The following is a 22,376-nucleotide window of genomic DNA, read 5'->3' on the forward strand; positions in this document are numbered from 1 at the left end:
GTGCCACCGAGGACATCGCCATGGTTGGTCAAGTCGCCGCCGGCGTTCAAAACAATGCCCGCACCACCACCACCGCCGAAATTGGCGCCAGGATTGCCACCGTTTCCGCCAGCAACGGTGGCCGAGCTTTCAACAGTGATGGCGCCGTTGTTCAGAAGCACCATGCCGGCGCCCCCGCCCCCGCCGCCGCCGCCGCCGCCGGCAAACGGGCCATTGCCATTGCCATCGCCGCCATCGCCGCCATGAACATCAGCCGTCACGGAAATTGCCGGGTTCACCTCTTCATTACGCACGCCATCGCCACCAGCGCCGCCGCCGCCATAGCCTCCGTCCAAAAAGCCGCCGCCATAGCCTCCATTGCCACCATTGAGGGGCGCGGAAATATCGCCAGCAATGATATTGCTGTAACCACCGCCGCCGCCGCCGCCACCACCACCGCCACCACCGGAGCCGCCGTTGTCACCATTTCCACCGTCTGGAATGGCCTGCGTGCCGGCCGCCCCACCGGTCCCTGCATCCGGACCGTTGCCCGCGACGCCGGCGTCACCTGCATCGCCACCATCGCCGCCGTTGCTGTCTACGTCACCATCACCGCCCCCGCCTCCGGTCGCACCATAAAGAGCCTGTGCATGCGCCGGCGCCGTCAGGATGACTGGCAGCAGCAACGACCCCGCGAGCGCCGTGGAGCACAAAAGTACAAGCGGGCGTATGAGCGAGCGACGATCGCGAATTGTCATGGAATTCCCCCCGTGTGCCGCAAGCAACGATTCCGCGGCCGGCCCGATCGCCGAGCGTCCCGCGAAAATCATCGCTTGCCGCTGCGTCGGGTCGCGTGCGTCCGCCACGCACATCGCCCGACTGCTTCCTCACAATCCGCCCGGCGAAACCACCAAGACGATCGCGGCCGATGATAAAACGTCCTCTCCCGACAATTCCACCGATCAATTCTATTGAATTCTGACCAATTCTTGCACGGGCGGATCGCGCTTGCCTCCCCGCACAACTCCTGCGAGATTCAACATTTGGCGCATCGGGGGGTGTGGCAGGGGAACCCGTGCGAATACTCGACCATGCTTGATCTGAAGACCGTTCTGGTTGTTACGTTTGCAACCGCAAGCCTGCAGGCCGTCACCTGGTTGTTTGTGTGGCTGGCGTGGCGCCGCCTCTATGAGTTGAAGTTTCTTGCGGCCGGCTTCGTCGCTATCGCGGCGGGGGTGCTGCTGATTCTCCTGCGTGGGGAGCAGCCGGCGGCCTGGGCCATCGTGCTCCACAACACGATCATCAAGCTAGGCCTGGTGTTGCTGGCCGAGGGTCTGGCGCGCTTTCTGGGACAGCCACGCTATACCTGGATCAGCATTTCACTGCTGATTTTCCAAATTGTCGCATGGAGTGCCGCCCTCGCGATGGATCCGGGCGACATTGCTATACGCATTCACGCATCGACCTTCTTTACGGTCGTGATGATGTCGGTGATGTGTCTTGGGCTGATGCGGGACCGGACGCAACCAACCCTCCTGCGCTGGATCACGATCGGTGTGCTTGCCGAGTATATCGCGGCTAGCGTTCTCCAGAGCATCATCGAATACCGGCTGCCGGTCGATTTTCAAGGCGCCTCGGTTCTGGCCGACCGCAACGCTTGGTATCTGCTGCAGGGCGCGCTGTTCCTGATCGCCTTTTTCGGCTGCCTGCTGTTCATGGTCAGTTCGCGGCTGTCCTCTGCGCTGCTGGAGAAAAATATCGCCCTGTCGCGGGAGGTACGGGAACGACGACGGCTGGAAAGCCGGTTGAACGCGAGCCTGGCGGCCGAACGTGTGCTTCGCGACGAGCAGGCGGACTTCATGCGCGTCGTCAGCCACGAGTTTCGCACCCCGCTCGCCATCATCCGCAACGCGGCCGACATGATCGGCCTTGTCGGCCACAAGTCGCCCGAAGCGACACGAGAACGGATTGCCGGCATTGGCGAGGCGCTCGATCGCCTGTTTTCCCTGATCGACCGCTTCATGGCCAATGATCGCGACAGCGGGTTTCAGCCGGAGATGATACGCGTCGGTTTGCTTATTGCCGATGTGCGGCTGCATTTCGGGATGACCGGGCGCGGCGAGCGCCTGATCTTTACGGCGGATGACGACGCCGTTTCGCTTGTCGCCGATCCCGAGATGCTGGCGACCGTCCTGATCAACCTCATCGACAATGCGCTCAAATATTCGTCGGAGGACCAGCCAGTGGATATCGATGTGCGCAGCGAAGGTCGAAGTGCGGTCATTCGGGTGCGTGACCGTGGCATCGGCATTCCACAGGCCGAGCTTCACAAGATCGGCAGGCGCTTTTTCCGGGCCTCCAATACGATGGCGGGAACCGGAACCGGTCTCGGCCTCTATTCTTCGCGCAAATTGCTGGCCTATCACGGCGGCAAGCTGCAGTTGCTCGCCAACGACGACCAGGGCATTACGTCCATCGTCAGCCTGCCTCTGGCAGGCGAGGCAACGGATCGACTTTCGCCCGAGGAACTGACCGCATGACGCATATTCTGATCGTCGAGGACGAGCCCCGGCTGCGCAAGGATCTGGCGGATTTCCTGGAACTGACGGGCTTCACGGCCGAAGGCGTCGCCACGGCAGGGGAATTGCGCCAGACGCTGGCCAACGGCAGCTCGCCCGCTGTCATCATCCTCGATGTCGGGCTGCCCGATGGGAACGGGTTCGATCTGGCAACCGAAATCCGCAAATCACATGCCTGCGGCATCATCATGCTGACGGCACTCGGTGACAGCGACGACCGTATCCGTGGCTTTGAGAGCGGCGCCGACATCTACCTGGTCAAGCACAGCACGCTGCGCGAGATCGACGCCGCAATTCGCAGCCTGCTGCGACGGACGGGAGCCCCGCCCGACTCTGCCAACGGCAGCAGCGATCGGTGGGTGCTGGACGGCACGAACTGGATGCTGATCGCGCCCAATCACCGTTCGCTTAAACTGACGGCGGCCGAGTTCGCCTTCATGAACGTGCTCTGCAACCGTAGCGGCGAAATCTGCCAGCGCGAGGATCTGGTGGAGCTTGTCGCCCGTCCCAGGTCGAACTTCGACAACAGGCATCTCGACGCAGTCGTCAGCCGGCTACGCCGCAAACTGGAGGAGCACATCAGCTTGCCCGCGCCGATCAAGGTCGTCTATGGCGTTGGCTACATCTTCACCGCAGCCGCCGCCGTGCAATGAACGTCTGCTCAACGGCTGCTTCCAGACCGAAGCATCGACTGGTCATGGCGCGGCAGGACCTCGATGTGCAGCCTGCAATGTCCGCTCTCAGGAAGCCACCATGCCCGCCCCTAAGACCGAGATTGCCGCCATTCGCAACCTGGTCAATGACGCTCACCGTTGGCCCATAGCGGAACACCCTCAGCTTACTCCTCGCCCTGCTTCTGCGCGATGATGTCGAGCCGCTCGCGGTCGGAGCGTTCGCGCTCGTCGCGGTTGCGCACGTCCTTGTAGGCACGCTCAACCATGTTGGTGCGGGCGGTCGCGGCGGCGATGAGGCCGGCTTCTTGCTTCGCGCTTGCCAGGTTCGCCTCCTGGCGCACGACCGCTTGGGCGATGCGGCGGTGGTAGAGATCGGGGAACAGGGCGGAAAGCGAATCGGGCTGGTCGAAATGGCCGACCAGTTCCCTGGCTTCAGCCTCGGCGGCACTGGCCGCGGCAAGGAAGGTGGCGTGGCGGGTTTCGTGCAGCGCCTTCAGCTGTTCCTGCACCTTGACCAGTTTCTTGAGGCGGTCCTTGCGCGTGCTCATGGTCATCTCGCCAGCGTCAGGTCGACGAAGCCGTCGACGAACAGCGACAGCATGGTGCCGACGGCGAAATAGAAGATGATCATGCCGCCGGCGATGATGAAGGGCTGGGAGATGAAATAGATCGGGATCTGCGGGGTCAGCTTGTTGACGAAGCCGATCGTCAGATTGACGAGAATGGCATAGGCGACGAACGGGCTGCCGAGGCGGATGACCAGGAAGAAGGTGTCCGACACCGTGTCGGTGACATCGACGAGGGCTGCCTGCGGGTTGAAGAAGATGTTGACCGGCGCGACCGTGTAGGAGGAAACCAGCGCGCGTATTATCTCGTGGTCGAAATCGAACACGAACAGCATCAACAGCGCCGAGAACGAGATGATCGCGGCAAGGGCTGCCTGGGGTTCGGGCTCCTCGATCGCCGGTCCGCCGGTGCCGCCATAACCGACCAGCATGGCGATGGCCGAGCCCATGAAGCGCAGGGCTTCCATGTAGAGCCTGGTCATGGCGCCGATCAGGCCGCCGACCAGAAGTTCCGAGATGATCATCGGCACCAGGATCTGCGGGCGCGGGTCGACGAAAGGAAAGATCTTGTCCCACAGGAAGGCGAGCAGGCCGCCGGTGGCGGCGACCGCCACGAACAACCTGACCTGGACCGGGACGCGGGCGCTGGACAGGCCCGGCATCAGCATGAAACAGGCGCCGATGCGGCAGAAGGCGAGGAACGCCGCGATGACGACGCCTTGCGACAGCACGCTCACGATATGGTTCCGAGCACCTTGATCTCGACGCCCTTGGCGATTTCGACGTGGCTGAGCACCGGCAGCGTGGTGAACAGCCGCTCGATGATCATGCGCACATAGGGGCGGGCGTCGGGCGCGGTGACGAGGACGAAACGTTCGCCGGCTTCCAGATATTTCTTGATCGCCTTGGTGGCGTCCTGGCCGAACTCCTCGAGCTGGCGCGGGTCGATGTCGAACTCGCGCACCTCGCCCTTGGCGTCGCGCTTGAGGCTCTGGTGGAAGGCGAGGTCCCAGCGGTTGCCGAGGCGAAGCACCTTCAGCACGCCGCCCTCGGACAGGTCGCCGCAGATCTGCTGGGCCATGCGGATGCGGACATGTTCGACGATCTGCTCGGTGCGGCGCACATGCGGCGCGATCTCGGCGATCGCCTCGATGATCAGGTGCAGATTGCGGATCGAGACGCGCTCGGCGAGCAGCAGCTTCAGCACCGCCTGCAGGCCGGGATAGGAGATGTGCGTGGTGCAGATCTCGTCGGCGAGCTTGCGGTATTCCTGGTCCTGGCGTTCGAGCAGCGCCTTCATGTCCTTGTAGGACAGAAGCTGCGGCAGGTTGTTGCGGATGACCTCGGAGAGGTGGGTGAGCAGCACCGACATGTTGTCGGCGAAGGTGTAGTTCTCGCGCTTCAGATCCTCGGCGAAGGCTTCGACGACGGAATAGGCGCGCATGCCGAAGGCCGGCTCGCGGATTTCCTCGCCCGGTATCTCGGGTATGTCGCGATTGCCGAGCAGAACCATGATCTCGCCGACGCGCATCTGGTATTCGGCCACCACGGTGCCGTGCACCTTGATCTGGTAGCTTTTCGGCGGGATGGCGAAATCGTCGGCGACACGCACTTCCGGCACGACGAAGCCGTACTGGGTGGCGAATTTCTTGCGCATCTTGCCCATGCGGAAAACCAGTTCCTGATGCGACGTCAGCAGCCTTGTCGACAGCTGCTTGCCGATCAAAAGCTCGATCTCGGCGGTGGCGAGCGAGGCCTTGACCGAGTTCTTCTCCTCCTCGACCTTGGTCGCCTTTTCCTGGTCCTTGATCGCCTCGGCTTCGGCGAGGACACGGTTGGCGCGCATCGGGATGACGTAGCCGAGACCGGCCATGCCGGCGGCGAGCGCAAAGAACGGGAACAGCGGCAGGCCGGGCATCAGGCCGAGCAGCACCAGCAGCGATGCCGCGACATAGAGGGCGCGCGGGTGGGCGCCGAGCTGGCCGAACACCGCCTGGTTGGTCGAGCCGCGGGTGCCGCCCTTGGAGACCAGCAGGCCGGCGGCGAGCGACACGATCAGCGCCGGTATCTGGGTGACGAGGCCGTCACCGACCGACAGCTTGATGAACACGTCGGCGGCTTCGCCCATGCCCATGCCGTGCCTGATGTAGCCGATGGCAATGCCGCCGACGATGTTGATGGCGGTGATGATGAGGCCGGCGATGGCGTCGCCGCGGACGAACTTCGAGGCGCCGTCCATCGAGCCGAAGAAGGAGCTTTCTTCTTCCAGTTCACGGCGGCGCAGCTGCGCGGTCTTGTCGTCGATCATGCCGGCCGACAGGTCGGCGTCGATCGACATCTGCTTGCCAGGGATGGCGTCGAGGGTGAAGCGCGCGCCGACTTCGGCGATACGCGTGGCGCCCTTGGTGATGACGATGAAGTTCACCACGATCAGGATCATGAAGACGATGAGGCCGATGACGAAGTCGCTGGCCATCACCAGCTTGGAGAAGCCGGCGATGACGTAGCCGGCGGCGTGCGTGCCCTCATTGCCATGCGACAGGATCATGCGCGTGGTGGCGATGTTGAGCGACAGCCGCAGCATGGTCGCGATGAGCAGCACGGTTGGAAAAGACGAAAAATCGAGCGGCCGCTGGATCCACAGCGCCACCATCAGGATCAGCACCGAAAGCGCGATCGAAAAGGCGAGGCCGACATCGATGAGAAAGGCCGGGATCGGCAGGAACAGCACGGCAAGGATGATGACGATGCCGATGGCGAAGAAGACGTCGCGGCCGTTCTTGGCGGCCGCGCCGGGCTGAATGCTTTCGCTGATCGCCATATCGTCCTCAAACCCCATAGACTGCCGAGCGCGCGACAGCCCTGTGAGGGTAGTCCGCCAAGCTTGCGCGAGGGTGGGAGACTGGCTAGTTCGAACGATCATGCGCAGGTCGCCGTGTCGGCTAGCCTCGCCAGGAAAGGGAAACCCATGCTTCTGATCATCGGCACCATCCGCTTGCCGCCGAACAAATTTGAGGAAGCCAAGCCCGCAATGGAACGCATGGTTTCAGGCAGCCGCGCCGAGGTCGGCTGCATCCAATATTCCTATGCGCAGGATGTTTTCGATGCCGGGCTCATCCGGGTCACGGAAGTCTGGAGCGACAGGGCAGCGCTCGACGCGCACTTCGCCTCGCCGCACATTGCGGACTGGCGTGCGAGCTGGCCGGCGCTTGGCATAGGCGAGCGCAACCTCGTGCTCTATGAAGCCGGCGAGCCCATGTCGACCTGAACGGTCCATCGGCCCGATCGATATCGCGCTGTCGCCAACATGGTGTCTGTCGGCATTGTGGTTGCCATGCCGTGCCGCCGGGCGTATCAGGCTGGCTTTCCACTGCCTTTCGATATCGGCGAGCCGCCCCGGTGCTTTCCAGAAACCACAGCGAAGTCTACGCCCGCCGGCTGCGCGCGGTGCTGATCAGGTCGTTGCCCCTGCTCGAGGCACGCGGCATCGTGGTGGTCATCCTCGCCGGTGTCGTAGGCGTGATGGCTGGCATATTGGTCACGGCGATGAGCCAGATCGTGCAGGACCTGCACGGGCTGCTGTTCGGCGTTCAGCCAGGCGGCCGGCTTTCCGGCATGTTCTCGCTCGCCAATCCGATGCAGGCGCTGATACCGGCGATCGGCGGCATACTGCTGGGGCTGACGGCGGTCTGGCTCCGGATACGGAAATTCCGCACACCGATCGACCCGATCGAAGCCAATGCGCTCTATGGCGGGCGCATGTCGCTGACCGACACCTTCATCATCGCCGGCCAGACGATGATCTCCAGCGGTTTTGGCGCCTCGGTCGGGCTGGAAGCCGGTTATACGCAGGTTGGCTCCGGGCTGGCATCGCGGCTGGCGGGCATCTTCAGGCTGCGCCGCAACGATGTCCGCATCCTGGTCGGCTGTGGTGCGGCCGGCGCCATCGCCGCTGCCTTCGATGCACCGCTGACCGGCGCCTTCTACGGCTTCGAACTGGTCATCGGCATCTACTCGGTCGCCAATGTCGCGCCTGTCATGACCGCCGCGATCTCAGCCTCGCTGACCGCCGAGATGTTCGGCGGCGTGCCGTTTCCGCTCGAGCTTTCGGGTCTGCCGGCGCTCACCGCCAGCCAGTATGTGCCGTTCCTGCTGCTCGGGCTGCTCGGCGGTGCCGCCTCGATCGCCATCATGCATCTGGTGACGCTGATCGAGCGCGGTTTCGCCAGGCTGTCGATCGATGCGTCGCTGCGCCCCGTCATCGGCGGCGTCATCGTCGGGCTGCTGGGGCTGATCACGCCGCAGGTCCTGTCCAGCGGCCATGGCGCGCTGCATCGCGAATTCTCGATGAATTACGGGCTGGCCGTGGTGGCCAGCGTCTTCGTGCTCAAGCTGGCGGCGTCGGCGGTCTCGCTGGGGTCGGGTTTTCGCGGCGGACTGTTCTTTGCCTCGCTGTTCCTCGGCGCGCTGCTCGGCAAGGCGTTCGCGGATGTGATGCTTGTTATTTCTCCGGCAACCGGCATCGACCCTGCCGTCGCCGCCGTCGTCGGCATGACGTCGCTCGCCGTCGGTGTCGTCGGCGGTCCGCTGACGATGACCTTCCTGGCGCTGGAATCGACCCGCGACCTGACGCTGACCGGCGTCGTGCTGGCCGCCTCGATCATGTCGGCCATCCTGGTGCGCGAAACCTTCGGCTACTCGTTCTCGACATGGCGCTTCCATCTGCGCGGCGAGACCATCCGCAGCGCCCACGATGTCGGCTGGATGCGCAGCCTCACAGTCGGCTCGATGATGCGCAAGGACATCAAGACCATCTATGCCTCGACGACGCTGGCAGCCTTCCGCAAGGAGGTGCCGCTCGGCTCTGCCCAGCGCGTCATCGCCGTCGACGCGGGCGACCACTATGTCGGTGTGCTGATCGTGGCCGAACTGCACAGCGATCCGTCCGATGGCGAGGTGCCGGTGCGCGATCTCGCCAAATACAAGGACGCGGTGCTGGTGCCGAGCATGAACGTGCAGGCCGCCGCGGAAACATTCCAGCGGGCGGGCGCCGAAGAACTCGCCGTGGTCGAGGATTTCACCGACCATATCGTGCTGGGCCTGTTGACCGAAGGCCATCTGATGCGACGCTATGCCGAGGAACTCGACAAGGCCCGCCGGGATCTGTCGGGCGAGGGCTAAGGGACAACCCGGAGTCAGTGCTCAATAGGTCCCTTGGCCATCACGAGGGCCGTGCCGGCGGTCGTCGGGCGCTCGATCACGCGGCGCACGCGGGGCGGCTCGTTGCCGCTGTGCAGTGCCCGCAGGCGCTCGCCGATGACGGCGTCGGCATGGGTGATGCGTCCATTGTGCCTGATATATTCGATCCAGGTCGGCGTGTGATAGTGCTCGATCCATATGGTGGGATTCTCGAGATCACGCGCCAGCGTCCAGTTGCGGGCGCCGTCACGGCGGCGGATGCGGCCGCGTTCGGCCATGATGGCGAGGAACTCCGGTTCGTCCTCGTGGCGGATCACATACTCGATCATGATGGCGATGGGACCACTGCGCGGCTTCAGGTCAAGCGCCAAATGCGGTTCCTTGAAGCGATTGAGCGGGTCGAGGTTGAGCACCTGCTGTTGCGGCAGCGGGAGCAAAAGACCGATGGCGCCGCCGGCCAGCATGGCGATGCTGGCGGCGATCAGCGCGGTTTCGGCGCCATGCGCGTCGGCGACGACGCCCCAGATCCAGCTGCCGAGCGCGATGCCGCCGAAGGTCGCGGTCTGGTAGACCGACAGCACCCGGCCGACCACCCAGCGCGGCGTCGCCATCTGCACCGTGACGTTGAAATGCGAAAGCGCGATCACCCAGCAGGCACCGCCGACAAGCAGGCCGAGCGATGTCTGCCAGGCATGCTGGCTGACGGCGGCATTGAAGGCGCAGACGGCGAAGCCGGCGAACGCACAGCGCACCATCGTCTCGCTGGAGAGCAACTGCCGCAGCCTGACGCTGATCAAGGCGCCGCCGACCGCGCCGATGCCGAAGGCGCCGAGCATGATGCCATAGGTCAGCGCATCGCCCTTGACGACATCGCGCGCCACCAGAGGCAGCAACGCAAGCACAGCGCCTGCACTGAAGCCGAACGCAGCACCCCTGACCAGCACCTTGCCGATGTTGGGCGACATGGCGACATAGCGCAGGCCGGCGCCCATGGCGGCCCCCAGCGACTCGCGCGGCAAGGTCGATACCGGCACGTTCGGCTTCCAGCGCGCCAGCACGACGATCAGGCCGATATAGCTCACCGCGTTCGCCGCGAAGGCGGCTGCCGCACCGGCGGCGGCGACGATGATGCCGCCGATCGCCGGACCGACGCTGCGCGTCAGGTTAAAGCCCATCGAATTGAGGGCGACGGCCGCCGGCACCTTGTTGCGGGGAACGATATCGCCGACGGAGGCTTGCCATGACGGGCTGTTGAGCGCGGTGCCGCTGTCGATCAGGAAGGTGAAGGCAAGCAGCGTCCATGGCGTGATCAGGCCCGAATAGGTGAACAGGGTCAGAAGCACCGACACCACCAGCATGAAGGTCTGGGCGACCAGCATCACCTTGCGCCGGTCGAAACTGTCGGCGATGGCGCCGGCGACCAACGCAAACAGCATGATCGGCAAGGTGGTCGAAGCCTGGACAAGGGCCACCTGATAGGGCGAGGTGGCGATCGTGGTCATCATCCAGGCGGCGCCGACACCCTGGATCAGGCCACCGAAATTCGAGACGAGACTTGCGCCCCACACGGCGCGGAAAATGCCGTGCCGGAAGGGCGCCAGCGCCGAGACGCTCTCGCTGTCCGGCTTTTCGTCAATCATTTGGGATTCCTGCCATGTCGTGCCTGCCCGTCAGACAATCCGTTTGCGCAGACCGTTTGCCGAAAGTAGGGCATGGCGCCGCAAAGGGCAAAAAAGCTCATGGTCCAACAATGGGATAGAGGCGGTCCAGGCCTTGTCTGCCGTGCGTGCGGAGGCGCCAAGGGGATCGGCGGCGTCTGTCTTCGGACAATTACGAACGGCATGCCGCGGCACGCCTTCCCAAAACAGGTTAGAACCCGTTCTGGATGCGCTCGAAGATAACGTTGGTGAAGGCCGATATCTGGCTGCCGATGAAGGGGCCGGTCAGCGCCACCACCAGCATGATGGCGACGATCTTCGGCACGAAGGTCAAGGTGATTTCCTGCACCTGGGTCAGCGCCTGGATGAGGGCGATGCCGATGCCGACCACCATGGCGACCAGCACCACCGGAGCGGACGCGACGAGCACCGTCCATACCGCGTACTGGACGATGTCGAGAGCGTCGGCCTCATTCATGGGACTGGCTCTCTGTCGAAAGCGTCAGCTTGCCGCCTTGACCGAAACTCCCGGACCGACCGCGACTTCGGTGCCGTTCTGCAGCACGGCGATGAGACCGTTGCTGGCGAGGCGCACCGAAGCCACGGTGCCCGTCGTCAGGCCGTCGGCGGAGGTTATCGAGCGCCCGATCAGTGCGTCGGCCTGCGACAGCGCCGAGGACTGCATGATCTGATTGAGCTTGGTGTTGGTCTGCACCGATTGCTCGACCTGCGAGAAGGTGGCGAGCTGGGCGACATACTGCGTCGAATCCATCGGCTTGGTCGGATCCTGGTTCTTCATCTCGGCGATCAGAAGCTTCAGGAAGGACTGGTAGTCGACTGCTGTCTTCGAGGTGGACGCGGTGGCCTGATTGGCGCCGGTCGGAATCGTCGTCGTCATGTCCACGTTCATCAGTATCGTGCTCCCACAGCCAACGGGCGCTCGGCACCCGAAACATCGTCATTGCCACCCAGCGCGCGGCGTTCGAGCGGATAAAGTGCGCGGATCGCCTTCAGCGCTTCGTAGATATGGTCCTCGCCGACCATGCGGTCGATCTGTTTCAGCGCGCTGCAGATCTGGCCGTCCTCGAAGCTTGCCAGAAGCAGCGGCAGCGAACGACGGAACATCTCGCGTGCGGCGGCGGCGCCGGCCGGGTTCATCAGCATGACCTGCAGGATGAAATAAAGCTGCTTGAGCGGTGTCGAGGCATCTTCGGCCTGGATCACGTGGTTTTCGAGCAGGAACTGGACGTCGTTCATCAATTCGACGGTGACCTTGCGGTCGACCCGGATGACGGCGCCGTTGATGTAGATCTTTTCGTTCGGCTTCAGCGATATCTTCAGCGTGTTGGTCATTGAATGCCGTCCCTGATGATCTGGGACACCTCGATCAGCCCTTCGAAATTGTTGGTGCGGCCCTGACGGATGTCCTCCGCCTCGCGCAGCAGCCACAGGCCGATGGAAATGAGGTTGGCGCGCAGTTCCTTTGGCAGGGCGTTGTCGCTGGAGCCAAGATCCTCGACGAAGGCGGTCCAGACGCGGTTGGTGAAGTGAAGCGCCTCTATCGCCTCCATCGAACCGTGGCCGGCCACTGCTGCCGCCGCCAGCATGTCGATCGAGCGGGTCAGAAGCTCGCGCTCGCGGTCCTTCGCGTCGGCAACGGAGTTGCTCTGGATGTCGGCGTAAGAGAATTGGTACATCGTTGGGGCTCTACCGTTCCGTTAAGCGTTGTCAGGTCAGGTAATTCAACAGGCTGAGCTGCTGCAGGCGTGCGGTCAACGCGAAAGACGTTTCGATGTGCTGTGTCAGATCCGCGACCCGTGTCGCGGCTTCGGCCGGATCGACGGCTTCCAGGTCGAGAATGTGCCGTTCGAAAAGGTCGACCTGCGTTTTCATCCGATCGTTGGCATCGGAAACCCGCTTCTGGACGATGCCGGTCTCGGATTGAAGCTGGCCAATGCCGCTCAGCGCTTCGCCAACCAATGTGGTGGAGCGGCTGACAACCGTATTCTTCGCCGCCTGGCTGATGTTGCTGGACATCAGGCTGCTGACCATGGCTGCCGCCATTGCGAGCTTCTGGATGCCGGCGCTGTTGGCGCTGGTCGACGTCGGTGTGGTTTCGTTGAGTGCGATGCGGCTGACGATCTGCTGGTCGGTGGCGTTCGACCAGTTGCCCTGCCAACCAGCGCCCGTGAACTGCGGGGCGACATCATTGGTGATGAAATCGTCCATCTGGGCAGCCGTGATGTCGGCCGCGAGCGGATCGTCCTGGGTGAAGCCGAAATTGGCGACGAAAGCGGCGTCGAATGCCGCCTTGGCGGGGGAGCCGGCAGCTGTGAAGTCGTTGATTGGCTTGACGTCGGTGTTGGTGCCGGCGAACAGGTATTCGCCATTGACGCTGGTGTTGAGGATCGAGGTCAGCTGCTGGATGGTCGCCTTGCCGGAGGATTGGGTGAGGCTGTTGGACGAGTCGCTTGAGGAGGCGGTGGTCAGGGCGGACAGGAACGTCTGAGCGGCGGTCGAGAGTTGACCAAGCGAGGTCTGCGTCGAGGAGAGCCGGGCGCCGACCAGGCCGTTGGAATCGATGATGACGTTGAGCCGGTCAAGATCGCGCTGGAAAGTGACGGCCTGGGTGGTGCGCCCGCCGAGAGCCAGGCCGACGTCGGCGACCCTGCCCGTCGAGGATTCTTTCGTGGCTTTGACGAGTTCGGCCTGCATGCGCATCTGCTGGGAGCGCATGGCATTGGAGATTGCGGCCGAGGAGACTGAAGTCATGGAATTATCCCACCGCGTTGAGCAAGGCCGTCATCATGTCGTCGACGGTTTTCATCATCCGGGCCGATGCCTGGTAGGTGTGTTCGAGGTCGAGCAGCAGCGACATTTCCTGGTCGACATTGACCCCGGTCGCGTTGGACAGCGCCTCGGCGCTGCGCGACGCCAGTGCTTCCTTGGCGTCGGAGGCGGTCGAAGCCTGCTGGCGCACGCCCTCGAACCAGCCGATCGAACTGGCGGCGTAGTCGGACACGCTGGACGTTGCCGAAACCCCAGCGGCGGGGTCGAAAGTCATCGGCTGGTCGAGCCGGTCGCCATAGGCAACCAGAAGGGTGGAATAGGATGCGCCACCGCCCGTGTTGGCGACGTAGGCCGCACCGTTGGCTCCGCCGTCGCGCAGCAGCATCGGGTTGCCGCCGGTGCTCGGGTCCATCGCTGCATTGACGCTGATGGACGCGGCAAGGCCGTTGACCAGCGTGCCGGCCGCCGGCACGGCCGGCGCACCAGACCAGGTGAACAGGCCGGCGGCGTTGGCCATCGAGGGTGCGGTCTCGGCAAAGGCTGTGATCAGGCCACGCGCGGTCTCGTCGAGCTGGCTCTGCATGGTCGAGGCGACGCCGTCGCGCAATTGCAGCAGGCCGGCAAGCGTGCCGCTGGCGCTGGTGTTGCCACCGGCTCCCGCCGAGATCGGCACATTGTCGATGTAGACGGCATTGCCGGCGGCACCCGCGGTATAGCCTGCCGACGCCGCGAAGGTGACCGTGCGCGGTATCGTCTCGAACAAGGTCGTGCCGTCGCCGGTGGTGATGACCATGTCATTGTCGCCTCGCGTGAAGGTCGACACCGGGACATAGTTCGAAATCTTCTTCAAAAGCGCATCGCGCTGGTCGAGCGCATCGGAAACGTCGGTGCCGGAACGGGTTCCGGACATGACGGCCGTGTTGGCATCCTGGAATTGGCCGAGCAGCGAGTTCAGGTCGTCGACGGCGGTGGCAATCTGACCGTCGGTCTGGGTGCGGAAATCCTGGACTGCCTTGGAGCCCTCATTGAGCGAGCGCATGACCTGTTTGGCGGCGTCGATGACGGAGGCGCCGAGGTTCTGATTCGACGGCGAGGTGGCGTAGAGCTGCAGCGCCTGCTGCAGGTTGGCGATCGCAGTCGAGGGCGAGGACGCATTGTCGACGCCATTGACCGCAACACCCAACTGATCCATGCCGTTGTAGAGAGCGTTCTGGCCGCTCCAGGCCGATAGCGCGGCGAGATTCTGGCGAAACAGAAGCTCGTTGGCTGCGCGCTGGATATCGACCGAGCGCGCACCCGGCGCCGTGCTGGTGACGACGGCCTGACGCCGCGAATAGTCCGGGTTGGAGGCGTCGGCGACATTGCGCGAGACAACGCTGGTCTGTCGCGCGGTGTTCATAAGCGCCGACTGGGCGATACTCAATGCGGTAGACAGTGACATGCGGGTCTTTCGCGGGCGACGCCCGTCTTATCTCTTCAGGTTGACAAGGACGTCCATCAGATCGGAACCGGTCTGGAAGACTTTCGAATTGGCGGTGTAGCTGCGCTGTGCCGCGATCATGTTGGTCAGTTCTTCGGCGATATCGACGTTGGAATTCTCGAGCGCGCCGGAGATGATGGAGCCGAGCTTGCCTTCATTGGCAAAGCCGACACGAACCGCGCCGGACTCGGTGCCTTGCGAATAGACGTTGCCAGGCAGCGCCTTGAGCTGGTCCGGGCTCTGTACGTCGGCGAGCGGGATCTTGTAGAGCGGCTTGGTCGAGCCGTCCTTGTACTGGGCGTAGATGGTGCCGTCCTTGCTGATCTGAACCTTGTCGATGGTGCTCGGTGCGTTGCCGTTGACCTGGGCGTCGGAAACCGTGAAGCCGGTGCCAAGCTGGGTCAGCGCCGACAGATCGAGATTGAGGGTGGCGCCGTTCGGCACAGTAAATGAAACGTTGGTGGGCGTGCCGGTGAGCTTGCCGGTGGTGGTGTCGAAGGTCAGGTTGGCCGAGCCCAGCAAGCCGCCGGCGGTGTAGGGGAACGATGTTCCAGCGGTGGCCTTCGACTGATCGAAGACCGCCACCTGCCAGGTGCCGGCGCCGGTGTTGGTGAAGTAGACGTCGAGCAGCTTCTTGTTGCCGAGATTGTCGTAGGCGACCATGGAGGATTTCGACGTGTATTGCGCGGTCGCAGCGTTGGCGGCGGGCAGGTTGGCGGTCGCGACAGGTGTCGCACCCGCCGGCAGGTTGCCGGCAAAGCTGCCCTCGGTGCTCGGCGTTGCGGTCATGCCCTGGTCGGAGATGACAACCGGGACCAATCCCTCGAAGCCGTTGACCGTCGCTGCCGGTACGCCGTTCTCGTAACTGTAGGCCATCAGCTGGAAACCGGCCGAGTTGACAAGCCTGCCCTGACCGTCGGGAACGAAAGCGCCGGCTCGGGTCAGATAGGGGGTACCGCTCGGATCCTGAACGACAAAGAAGCCATCGCCGCTGACGGCAAGGTCGGAAACCGAGGTCGTGTACTGAAGCACGCCCGGATCGCTGACCGCCTGACGGATCGTCGTGGTGACGCCGCCGGAATTGTAGGCGCCGCCGGTCGACGGCATGACCAGCGTCGAAAATTCGGCGGAGGACCGCTTGTAACCCGTGGTATCTGAATTGGCGATGTTGTCGGCGACCGTCGACAGGCGGTTTGCCTGCGCGTTCATGCCGGAAACGCCGGTCCGCATCATTCCATAGAGGCTCATCGAAACGTCTCCGCTGTGTCCATGCTGCTGGCTGCGAGGCTACGCATGTTTTCTTGCGCGAGGCTGGCGCGGCGCTGCATCAGAAGACGAGCCGGTAGCCGAGGAAACGCTTGGAATCGATCGGGTCGGTGCCCAGCTTCTCGCGCAGCTTCTTGCGCAGTTTGCTGATGTGGCTTTCCACCACGTTCTCCTCGACCTCTTCGTCGAAGATGCCGTAGATGGCGTTGAAGACCTGGGTCTTGGTGACCCGGCGTCCGCGATTGCTCGCCAGATATTCGAGGATGCGGCGCTCGCGGCGCGGCAGGGGGAGGGGCTGACCGTCGATCTCGGGGTCGCGGCCGTCCATGAAGATGCGCATGGCGCCGATCTCGGTGTAGGCGACGTCTTCCTGGGCGCGGCGGCGGATCGCGGTGATGCGGGCCAGGATCTCACGAATATGGACGGGCTTGCGAATGACGTCATCGACGCCGCTCTCGAACAACCGCAGCGTGTTCTCCAGCGAATGCTGTTCGCTCAGCGCAATCACCGGGGCGCCGGTGCGGTCGCGGATCTGGCGCGGAGAGATGGAACCTTCGCGGCAATCGCCGATGAGGAAGGCCCTGACCGAGCGCAGATCGGTGTCGGCGGCCGAATTCACCCACTCACCGAATTCGCCGGATGCAAAGCCTGCACAGGCGATGCCCTCACGATCGAAAAGTGAATTGTATCCCTCTGTTACGAGCTCGCGCTCGTCAACGATCACAATCATCGGCCCCGCCTTCCGAATCAAATCATTTGCCCCGTGAAGAGAGGCCTATCCGCTGGCGAGAATCCTGAACAACCGTCATTTCTTGTAGCTAGTTTCTTGGGAGTCTGGAATCGTATCGGTTGCATTAGCGTGCAGCCAGATACGCATTCGGCGCCAAGTTTTGGCCAGGCCAGAACAACAATTCGGGGTTGTGTGGTAGGTCTATTAGTAATGGGAAATGCGCTTATGGGTTGCAGAATCCGCGGGCGTTCGCGGTCCATTTTCCAAAGCCGGTGGCGACCATGTTGGCAATGACGCGGCAGACATAGATCTTCTGCGCCGGGTCATTGTCGGGGCCGGCATGATAGCGGGCCACGGCCATCGACCAGGTCTCGTGACGGGCATGAAGGCTGGCCAGGAAGCGCGCCGCATAGTCGACGTTCTGACGTGGGTCGAGCATGTCCTCGACGCTGCGAAAATGCGATGCGTGGTAGTGGTGGTTGATCTGCATGCAGCCGAGATCGATCAGGGTCTTGCCCTCGCGCCGGGCATTGGCGAAGGCGGCAAGGGCCTCGGTCCGGCTCCTGGGAAAGACTGCTTTTCCCTCTATATTCAAAGCGTTGGGTTGAAGGCTGCCCTTGTTGCCGGTCTCCGTCAGGCCAACGGCATAAAGGATGCCGGCGGGAACGCCATAGCGGTCGGCGGCGCGCAGGATTTCCGGCTCGCAAGGGTTGGTCGCGGCTGCGGCAGCTGTCACCGTGCTAGATAAAGATATCGCCGCCAGCGCGCTCGCGAGAAGGCGAAGTGCCGCGGCCGTAGTCCTGCGCGTCATCGTTGCGGTTCCCTGAGGATTGCTGACCCGGTTGCTGGCCGCCGGCTCCACCATTGCCGCCGCCCGAATTCCCCGGTTGAAAGGATGCTGGATCGCGGCCTGTTGCCGCCGCCAACGGAGCGGTTGCATCCGTCCGGGTTGTAGCGGGAACTGCTACCGAAGGTTGCAGTATCGTGACCTTGTCAACCTCGAAGCCGAGCCCTCGCAGCGACTTGACGATGGCCTCGCTGTCGGCCGACAGCCGACGATAGGCATCGTGTGTTTCAGGCTTCAGCTCAATCGAAAGTTGTTCCCCGGAGAGGCGAAGATTGGCCGTCACCATGCCGAGTTCGGCAGGGTGAAGTTCGATCTTCAACACATGTGTCGGAACGGCAACAGAGCTGGCCAGATGGGTGGTCGTGGGTGAGGCTGAAAGCGCCGTTTGCGGCCCGGCGTCGGCGGCTATGGCGTTGATCACATTGAGGGCCGCCTGGCTGATGGGACCCTGCGGCGGCGTGGGGAAGCTCCGTTCCGACACCACGTCGATGCGCGCGGCGGACAGGGACTGTTTTCCCGCTTCGGGACGCATCGAGGACCGCACATCCTCGATGCTCCTCATCGCATTCGTGGTGGGCTTCGACGGCACGCCGGGCACATCGGCAGCCGGCGCGTCCGACAGCTTCCGGGCCGCCGCTGTGACGTCGCGTTTTGGTGCGCTGGAGGCAGCGCTCGGCGACTGACCGTCAAGCGCCGTCAAAGGTCCGTCGACGATCGACGCCTGCTCCGGCTTCGACATGGTTTCGAGTGCTTCGCGTCCGCCCGACGATTTTGAGCGGTAGGTCTTTGGCAGTGCAGCCTGTCCGCCGAGCATCGGGTCCGAGGGATTCTCGCCGGTGGCCGCATTGCCCCCCGCTGCCTTGGCCGCTGTCGAGAAATGCCGCAGGTCATGAAACGCGATCAGCAGCGGCAGGTCGTCCTGAAGCGGCGCGGTATCCGACGCCGTCTGTTCGGCGTCGGCCTTGTGCGCCTTTGCTTCCAATTCGTCCTTGCCGGTTTTCACGCTTGCGCCTTTGGCCGAGGTGGTCCTTCCGGGCTCGGCCGATGCCGGTTCGGCCTTGGCGCCATGCCCGGCGAGGCCGGCAGCGAGCTTGCTCCAGCGCCGGTCGCGCGATCCCGCCTCTGTCGACGCCTGCCGTTCCGGGCGGGCATCGTCGCGCAGCATTTTGCCGAAGCCGGCGTCATCGTTTCTGCCGTTCGCGGCCGGCTGCTCCGACGTCGCGCGCGTGGAGGCAAATCCTGGCAAGGCCGAGCCGAGGCTGGTGGTCATTTAGGGGCGGCTCCAAGCATCTGGTCGATCAGGTCGAGCTGTCGACGTGTTCTGGTTATGGCGGCGTCGGTCGGATCGGCGGGTTCTGGACCGGCGGCGGGTGAAGGTGCCGACGCCGGCACGACGGTCGCAGGCTCGGCGGATGTGGCTGCAACTGCCGCTGTGTCCGGCGCATTGGCGGCCGATCCGCCGGAGGCCGCGGTGGCGGCGGGTTGCTCCGAGATGGCGCCTTCGACCGGTGGCAAGCTACTGTCATCGGCGTTTTGCGGCGTGGCGATCTCGGGAGCCGGAGGTTGCTCGGCCGCGACAGGGGCAGGCTTTTCCGCCGGAAGGGCGGTGGGCGGCGCGACGACCTCGCCGGCAATGGCCTGAGCAGCGTCGAGCAAGGCGCGGTCGCCCTCCGACAGCCGGCTGCGATCGATCTTGCCGAGCTTGGCACGAATGTCCTCGATTGTGCCCGAGGTGACGGTGGAAAGGCTGGCATAGAGGAGGGCGCGTGGATCGTCCTGATTGGTGTTGCCGTCGCGGCCCTGCTCGGCCCGCGCCGAAGCGAAGGCCGAAAGGTCGTTCAGGCCGTCTATCGCGGCACGGCGGGCGATGCGCAGATAGATCACCTTCTCGCGCTCGGGATCCATCATCGAGGTGATGTCGCCCAGCTTGTCCTGGCTGATCGACATGTGCAGCGCGATGACGCCGGAGACAAAGGAGTCCGCGAACTGGCTAGCATAGGGCGAATAGAGGTAGCGCTCGACATACTGGGTGGAAGCAAGGGCGAAACGTGCCGCGTCGCCTTGCGCGACTGCAAGGCCGACCGAACGGCGAAGTGCCGCCTCCTCGACCAGCGTGCCGGGGCTGAGCAATCTTGCCTCGTCGAGCAGACCGAGTGCGGTCGCCGGTTGATCGCCGGCAAGCAGCGAGCCTTTGACCAAAGCGAGGAAGGCGCCGAGATCCGGAGGCAGCGCCATGGGATCGATCGGCCTCAAGGCTTCGATAGCCTTGCCGGGCCGGCCGTTGAGGTACTCAATCACGCCTTTGGCGATGGCAAGGCTTTGCGGGTCCGCCGTAGCGCGCGACGTGGCCGCTTCGACGGTCACCGGGTTGCCGCCGCTCATGCCGTAGACAAGCAGGGCCCGAAAATTCTTGGGATCCTTGTAGTCCTCGGCATTCGCCGCGCGCAGGCGCGCATCCGTCATCTCGAGCAGCTTGGCCTGCATCGGCAGGGCGGCATGATCGCCGGCGGCTATGCGGTCCTGGATGAGCTGCAGCGAGCGCACCAGCTGATACGGCTGCAGGGCCTCCTGGGCGAAACCAGTGGACGGGTGTCCGCCGGCCAGCAGCAACAGGCCAATCAACCGGCGGGTGACAGCCGCTCGCTTCATCCGCCGGTCGCCATCAGGATCTCGATGCGGCGGTTCGCGGCCGCCAATGGATCGGCTGCTATTTTCGGCTGGCGGTCCGCGAAACCGGCGACCTCGGTGATGCGGCGTTCGTCGACGCCGCCGCGCACGAGCATGTAGTACGCGGAATGCGCGCGCGCCGTCGACAGCCGCCAATTGTCGTAGCTGTCGCTGCGGAACGGCCGGGCATCGGTGTGGCCGTTGATGCTGATGGTGCCCTTCTGGCTGTTGACGATGCGGCCGATCTTCTCCATCGCCAGCACCAGTTCGCGTCTCGGCAACGCCGAGCCGACCTCGAACATGCCGAAGTCGAGCTGATCGGTGATCGAGATGACGACGCCCTTGTCGGTGGCTTCGACCGAGACGCCGTCGTGCAGCTTGTCGCCAGGCTTGAAAGCATCGGCCAACTGCCGCTTGACGTCGGCCGCTGCCTTCACGGCAGCAGCGGTTGGCGCCTTCTCCCCGATGTCGGGCTGGACGGCCTTTTGCGCCTCAGGCTCAGCCTTCGCTACCGCGGCCTTGGTGCCGTCCGGTTTCGTCTCGCCGGCCAATGCCGTGGCAGGGTTCGCGGCCTGTTTACTGGTCGCGTCCTTTGCCAGTGGCTCGAGCGGTGCCGCGACAGGCGGCACGGCTTTGACTTTGAGCACCTGCGTTTCGGCGGTCTTGTCGCCGGGCTTGGCCGGATCGCCCTCGATCTTGGTGCGCTGGGCGCTGGCCTCGGCGCCGGGCGCGGCGACCTGCTGCGACCAGAAATCCGGCTCGAAAGGATCGCGGTAGGAGGCGCCACCGGAGGCGCCGGTAGCCGGGCCGGCAGCCTGCACGCCGCCATCGCCTTTCTGGCTGACATTCTGCATGACGCCGGTATCTGTGGCGATTTCCGAAAGCACCGCGTAGGGGTCGGCGAAGAGATGGTCGTCGGAGTGTTCCGCCTGCTGTGGCTCCTGCTTGTCCTGCTTGCGCTCCGACGCGCCCGCGCCGGCATTGCCGTTCTGTCCGGCTTTGCTGGTCGCCTCTTGCGGATCGTCGGCCGTCAGTCCCATGGCGCGCGGGCCGTCGCCGAGATCCTCCAGGCCCTTGCGGCTCGAATTGCGGTCGACCAGCTTGACCGGGTTGAAGTAGCTGGCGACGGCTGCCTTGGTCTGCTCGTTGGCGGCGTTGATCAGCCACATGACCAGGAAGAAGCACATCATGGCCGTCATGAAGTCGGCGAAGGCGATCTTCCAGACGCCGCCATGGTGGGCCTCGTCATGGTCGTCATGACTGCGCCGCACGATGATGATCTCGTGGCGGCCCTGATCGGCGTTGGCGACGCTCATGCCAGGACCTCCGAGAGGGTCGTCGACCATTCGGCCATGCGCGTTTCGAACACCGCCTCGTCGATAGCCACGGTCAGGTCGAAGCCTGGCGCCTCGACAAAATCGAGATTGGCGGCGCGGGGTCCGAGCGATGCCTTCAGTGTTTCGAACATCGAGAGCGGGCCGCGCACGACGATGCGCACAGCCTCGGCGTCGCCAACCGCTTCGCGGACGGCGTCTGCCAACGCATCGATCGAACGTTTCTGCAGATCGTCGCTGACGATGCCGCCGATGATGCGGGCGACCGTGCCGGCGACAAGTCCGGTCACGCGCGCCTCCATCGCATCGATGTGCAACGAGACCGCCTTGCCGACATCGTCGCCAAGGCTTTCGAGAAATATCCTTGCTTCCTCAGCACTGGCCTGGCGTTCGGCTTCGAGCGCGGCGTCATGCGCAGCCGCCAGGCGGCCCTCCAGCGCTGCCTCCGCCTGGGCAACCGCCTCGGCGATCAGCGTGCCGATATCGGCTTGTGGCGCCGGCGTCTCGGGCTTGTGTTCGGGATCGACTGCTGCCCGGGGCTGGCCGGCACGCTGCGCGCGCGTGCCGAAATCAGGCAGAAGGTCGAAGAGGGCTACGGAAGGCATGG

The 22,376-nt window shown here is 64.1% G+C and carries 22 protein-coding genes; 5 read left to right on the plus strand and 17 right to left on the minus strand.

The genetic code is table 11. The features are described 5' to 3' along the window. Nucleotides 1–20 precede the first annotated feature (20 nt). The 3 genes from MESCI_RS09670 to MESCI_RS09680 are packed head-to-tail and all read left to right on the plus strand — an operon-like array spanning nucleotide 21 to nucleotide 3,211. Nucleotides 21–911: a hypothetical protein gene (locus MESCI_RS09670; protein WP_164919871.1), complete on the plus strand. Its 891-nt coding sequence runs from the start codon at nucleotides 21–23 to the stop codon at nucleotides 909–911. 57 nt (nucleotides 912–968) lie between these two features. Continuing rightward, nucleotides 969–2,519 carry a sensor histidine kinase gene (locus MESCI_RS09675; RefSeq protein ID WP_245268603.1) on the plus strand — a complete coding sequence of 517 codons (1,551 nt, stop codon included), beginning with the start codon at nucleotides 969–971 and terminating at the stop codon, nucleotides 2,517–2,519. Further along, nucleotides 2,516–3,211 (plus strand): response regulator transcription factor, encoded by a 696-nt coding sequence (locus MESCI_RS09680; protein ID WP_013529766.1) that lies wholly within the window; start codon nucleotides 2,516–2,518, stop codon nucleotides 3,209–3,211. The genes MESCI_RS09675 and MESCI_RS09680 overlap by 4 nt, the downstream gene beginning before the upstream one ends. A 185-nt stretch (nucleotides 3,212–3,396) precedes the next feature. On the opposite strand, the gene MESCI_RS09685 is transcribed toward MESCI_RS09680, so the two are convergent. From MESCI_RS09685 to flhA, 3 genes are read right to left on the minus strand one after another with little or no spacing between them, the layout of a single operon-like run. Beyond that, nucleotides 3,397–3,780 (minus strand): hypothetical protein, encoded by a 384-nt coding sequence (locus MESCI_RS09685; protein WP_013529767.1) that lies wholly within the window; start codon nucleotides 3,778–3,780, stop codon nucleotides 3,397–3,399. 2 nt (nucleotides 3,781–3,782) lie between these two features. Continuing rightward, nucleotides 3,783–4,535 carry a flagellar biosynthetic protein FliR gene (gene fliR / locus MESCI_RS09690; protein WP_013529768.1) on the minus strand — a complete coding sequence of 251 codons (753 nt, stop codon included), beginning with the start codon at nucleotides 4,533–4,535 and terminating at the stop codon, nucleotides 3,783–3,785. Then, nucleotides 4,532–6,619: a flagellar biosynthesis protein FlhA gene (gene flhA, locus MESCI_RS09695; RefSeq protein ID WP_013529769.1), complete on the minus strand. Its 2,088-nt coding sequence runs from the start codon at nucleotides 6,617–6,619 to the stop codon at nucleotides 4,532–4,534. Before flhA ends, fliR begins: the two co-directional genes overlap by 4 nt. Before the next feature lie 147 nt (nucleotides 6,620–6,766). Here flhA and MESCI_RS09700 point away from each other — a divergent pair, with 147 nt between their 5' ends. Further along, the gene (locus MESCI_RS09700) at nucleotides 6,767–7,066 is read left to right on the plus strand and encodes a putative quinol monooxygenase (protein ID WP_013529770.1); all 300 of its coding nucleotides are present in this window, start codon (nucleotides 6,767–6,769) and stop codon (nucleotides 7,064–7,066) included. Between the two features lie 131 nt (nucleotides 7,067–7,197). Next, a complete protein-coding gene (locus MESCI_RS09705) occupies nucleotides 7,198–8,979 on the plus strand; it encodes a chloride channel protein (RefSeq protein WP_013529771.1) in 1,782 nt (593 codons plus the stop codon). A gap of 14 nt (nucleotides 8,980–8,993) precedes the next feature. Here MESCI_RS09705 and MESCI_RS09710 read toward each other — a convergent pair whose 3' ends face one another. From MESCI_RS09710 to MESCI_RS09775, 14 genes are all read right to left on the minus strand, one after another. Further along, nucleotides 8,994–10,637 carry an MFS transporter gene (locus MESCI_RS09710; protein WP_013529772.1) on the minus strand — a complete coding sequence of 548 codons (1,644 nt, stop codon included), beginning with the start codon at nucleotides 10,635–10,637 and terminating at the stop codon, nucleotides 8,994–8,996. A gap of 229 nt (nucleotides 10,638–10,866) precedes the next feature. Next, nucleotides 10,867–11,133 carry a flagellar biosynthesis protein FliQ gene (fliQ, locus tag MESCI_RS09715; protein ID WP_013529773.1) on the minus strand — a complete coding sequence of 89 codons (267 nt, stop codon included), beginning with the start codon at nucleotides 11,131–11,133 and terminating at the stop codon, nucleotides 10,867–10,869. 24 nt (nucleotides 11,134–11,157) lie between these two features. Further along, nucleotides 11,158–11,565: a flagellar hook assembly protein FlgD gene (gene flgD / locus MESCI_RS09720; RefSeq protein ID WP_013529774.1), complete on the minus strand. Its 408-nt coding sequence runs from the start codon at nucleotides 11,563–11,565 to the stop codon at nucleotides 11,158–11,160. Continuing rightward, nucleotides 11,565–12,008, minus strand: a complete 444-nt coding sequence (gene flbT, locus MESCI_RS09725; protein ID WP_013529775.1) for a flagellar biosynthesis repressor FlbT — start codon at nucleotides 12,006–12,008, stop codon at nucleotides 11,565–11,567. Before flbT ends, flgD begins: the two co-directional genes overlap by 1 nt. Beyond that, on the minus strand, nucleotides 12,005–12,352 hold the full coding sequence (gene flaF / locus MESCI_RS09730; protein WP_013529776.1) for a flagellar biosynthesis regulator FlaF: 348 nt from the start codon (nucleotides 12,350–12,352) through the stop codon (nucleotides 12,005–12,007). The genes flbT and flaF overlap by 4 nt, the downstream gene beginning before the upstream one ends. A 31-nt stretch (nucleotides 12,353–12,383) precedes the next feature. Then, the gene (locus MESCI_RS09735; RefSeq protein WP_013529777.1) at nucleotides 12,384–13,427 is read right to left on the minus strand and encodes a flagellar hook-associated family protein; all 1,044 of its coding nucleotides are present in this window, start codon (nucleotides 13,425–13,427) and stop codon (nucleotides 12,384–12,386) included. A 4-nt stretch (nucleotides 13,428–13,431) separates the two neighbouring features. After that, nucleotides 13,432–14,886: a flagellar hook-associated protein FlgK gene (flgK, locus tag MESCI_RS09740; RefSeq protein WP_013529778.1), complete on the minus strand. Its 1,455-nt coding sequence runs from the start codon at nucleotides 14,884–14,886 to the stop codon at nucleotides 13,432–13,434. A 27-nt stretch (nucleotides 14,887–14,913) separates the two neighbouring features. After that, nucleotides 14,914–16,173 (minus strand): flagellar hook protein FlgE, encoded by a 1,260-nt coding sequence (locus MESCI_RS09745; RefSeq protein ID WP_013529779.1) that lies wholly within the window; start codon nucleotides 16,171–16,173, stop codon nucleotides 14,914–14,916. A 79-nt stretch (nucleotides 16,174–16,252) separates the two neighbouring features. Continuing rightward, the gene (locus MESCI_RS09750) at nucleotides 16,253–16,921 is read right to left on the minus strand and encodes a response regulator transcription factor (protein ID WP_013529780.1); all 669 of its coding nucleotides are present in this window, start codon (nucleotides 16,919–16,921) and stop codon (nucleotides 16,253–16,255) included. Nucleotides 16,922–17,144: 223 nt separating this feature from the next. Next, nucleotides 17,145–17,732 (minus strand): transglycosylase SLT domain-containing protein, encoded by a 588-nt coding sequence (locus MESCI_RS09755; protein ID WP_050580446.1) that lies wholly within the window; start codon nucleotides 17,730–17,732, stop codon nucleotides 17,145–17,147. Continuing rightward, nucleotides 17,662–19,038 (minus strand): flagellar hook-length control protein FliK, encoded by a 1,377-nt coding sequence (gene fliK, locus MESCI_RS09760; RefSeq protein WP_013529782.1) that lies wholly within the window; start codon nucleotides 19,036–19,038, stop codon nucleotides 17,662–17,664. The genes MESCI_RS09755 and fliK overlap by 71 nt, the downstream gene beginning before the upstream one ends. Continuing rightward, nucleotides 19,035–20,417, minus strand: a complete 1,383-nt coding sequence (locus tag MESCI_RS09765) for a hypothetical protein (RefSeq protein WP_013529783.1) — start codon at nucleotides 20,415–20,417, stop codon at nucleotides 19,035–19,037. The genes fliK and MESCI_RS09765 overlap by 4 nt, the downstream gene beginning before the upstream one ends. Next, entirely contained in the window at nucleotides 20,414–21,751 is a 1,338-nt protein-coding gene (locus MESCI_RS09770; RefSeq protein WP_013529784.1) for a MotB family protein, read from the minus strand. Before MESCI_RS09770 ends, MESCI_RS09765 begins: the two co-directional genes overlap by 4 nt. Further along, nucleotides 21,748–22,374: a hypothetical protein gene (locus MESCI_RS09775; protein WP_013529785.1), complete on the minus strand. Its 627-nt coding sequence runs from the start codon at nucleotides 22,372–22,374 to the stop codon at nucleotides 21,748–21,750. The genes MESCI_RS09770 and MESCI_RS09775 overlap by 4 nt, the downstream gene beginning before the upstream one ends. Between the last annotated feature and the right edge of the window lie 2 nt (nucleotides 22,375–22,376).

Source organism: Mesorhizobium ciceri biovar biserrulae WSM1271 (assembly GCF_000185905.1).
In the GTDB taxonomy this organism is placed as follows: domain Bacteria; phylum Pseudomonadota; class Alphaproteobacteria; order Rhizobiales; family Rhizobiaceae; genus Mesorhizobium; species Mesorhizobium ciceri.

Bases quoted from the DNA above. Each gene is read 5' to 3' on its own strand.
- MESCI_RS09670 (WP_164919871.1), top strand. From the start codon at position 21: ATGGTTGGTCAAGTCGCCGCCGGCGTTCAAAACAATGCCCGCACCACC.
- MESCI_RS09680 (WP_013529766.1), top strand. From the start codon at position 2,516: ATGACGCATATTCTGATCGTCGAGGACGAGCCCCGGCTGCGCAAGGAT.
- MESCI_RS09685 (WP_013529767.1), bottom strand. From the start codon at position 3,780: ATGAGCACGCGCAAGGACCGCCTCAAGAAACTGGTCAAGGTGCAGGAA.
- flhA (WP_013529769.1), bottom strand. From the start codon at position 6,619: ATGGCGATCAGCGAAAGCATTCAGCCCGGCGCGGCCGCCAAGAACGGC.
- MESCI_RS09700 (WP_013529770.1), top strand. From the start codon at position 6,767: ATGCTTCTGATCATCGGCACCATCCGCTTGCCGCCGAACAAATTTGAG.
- MESCI_RS09710 (WP_013529772.1), bottom strand. From the start codon at position 10,637: ATGATTGACGAAAAGCCGGACAGCGAGAGCGTCTCGGCGCTGGCGCCC.
- fliQ (WP_013529773.1), bottom strand. From the start codon at position 11,133: ATGAATGAGGCCGACGCTCTCGACATCGTCCAGTACGCGGTATGGACG.
- flgD (WP_013529774.1), bottom strand. From the start codon at position 11,565: ATGAACGTGGACATGACGACGACGATTCCGACCGGCGCCAATCAGGCC.
- flbT (WP_013529775.1), bottom strand. From the start codon at position 12,008: ATGACCAACACGCTGAAGATATCGCTGAAGCCGAACGAAAAGATCTAC.
- flaF (WP_013529776.1), bottom strand. From the start codon at position 12,352: ATGTACCAATTCTCTTACGCCGACATCCAGAGCAACTCCGTTGCCGAC.
- MESCI_RS09735 (WP_013529777.1), bottom strand. From the start codon at position 13,427: ATGACTTCAGTCTCCTCGGCCGCAATCTCCAATGCCATGCGCTCCCAG.
- flgK (WP_013529778.1), bottom strand. From the start codon at position 14,886: ATGTCACTGTCTACCGCATTGAGTATCGCCCAGTCGGCGCTTATGAAC.
- MESCI_RS09745 (WP_013529779.1), bottom strand. From the start codon at position 16,173: ATGAGCCTCTATGGAATGATGCGGACCGGCGTTTCCGGCATGAACGCG.
- MESCI_RS09750 (WP_013529780.1), bottom strand. From the start codon at position 16,921: ATGATTGTGATCGTTGACGAGCGCGAGCTCGTAACAGAGGGATACAAT.
- MESCI_RS09755 (WP_050580446.1), bottom strand. From the start codon at position 17,732: ATGACGCGCAGGACTACGGCCGCGGCACTTCGCCTTCTCGCGAGCGCG.
- fliK (WP_013529782.1), bottom strand. From the start codon at position 19,038: ATGACCACCAGCCTCGGCTCGGCCTTGCCAGGATTTGCCTCCACGCGC.
- MESCI_RS09765 (WP_013529783.1), bottom strand. From the start codon at position 20,417: ATGAAGCGAGCGGCTGTCACCCGCCGGTTGATTGGCCTGTTGCTGCTG.
- MESCI_RS09770 (WP_013529784.1), bottom strand. From the start codon at position 21,751: ATGAGCGTCGCCAACGCCGATCAGGGCCGCCACGAGATCATCATCGTG.
- MESCI_RS09775 (WP_013529785.1), bottom strand. From the start codon at position 22,374: ATGCCTTCCGTAGCCCTCTTCGACCTTCTGCCTGATTTCGGCACGCGC.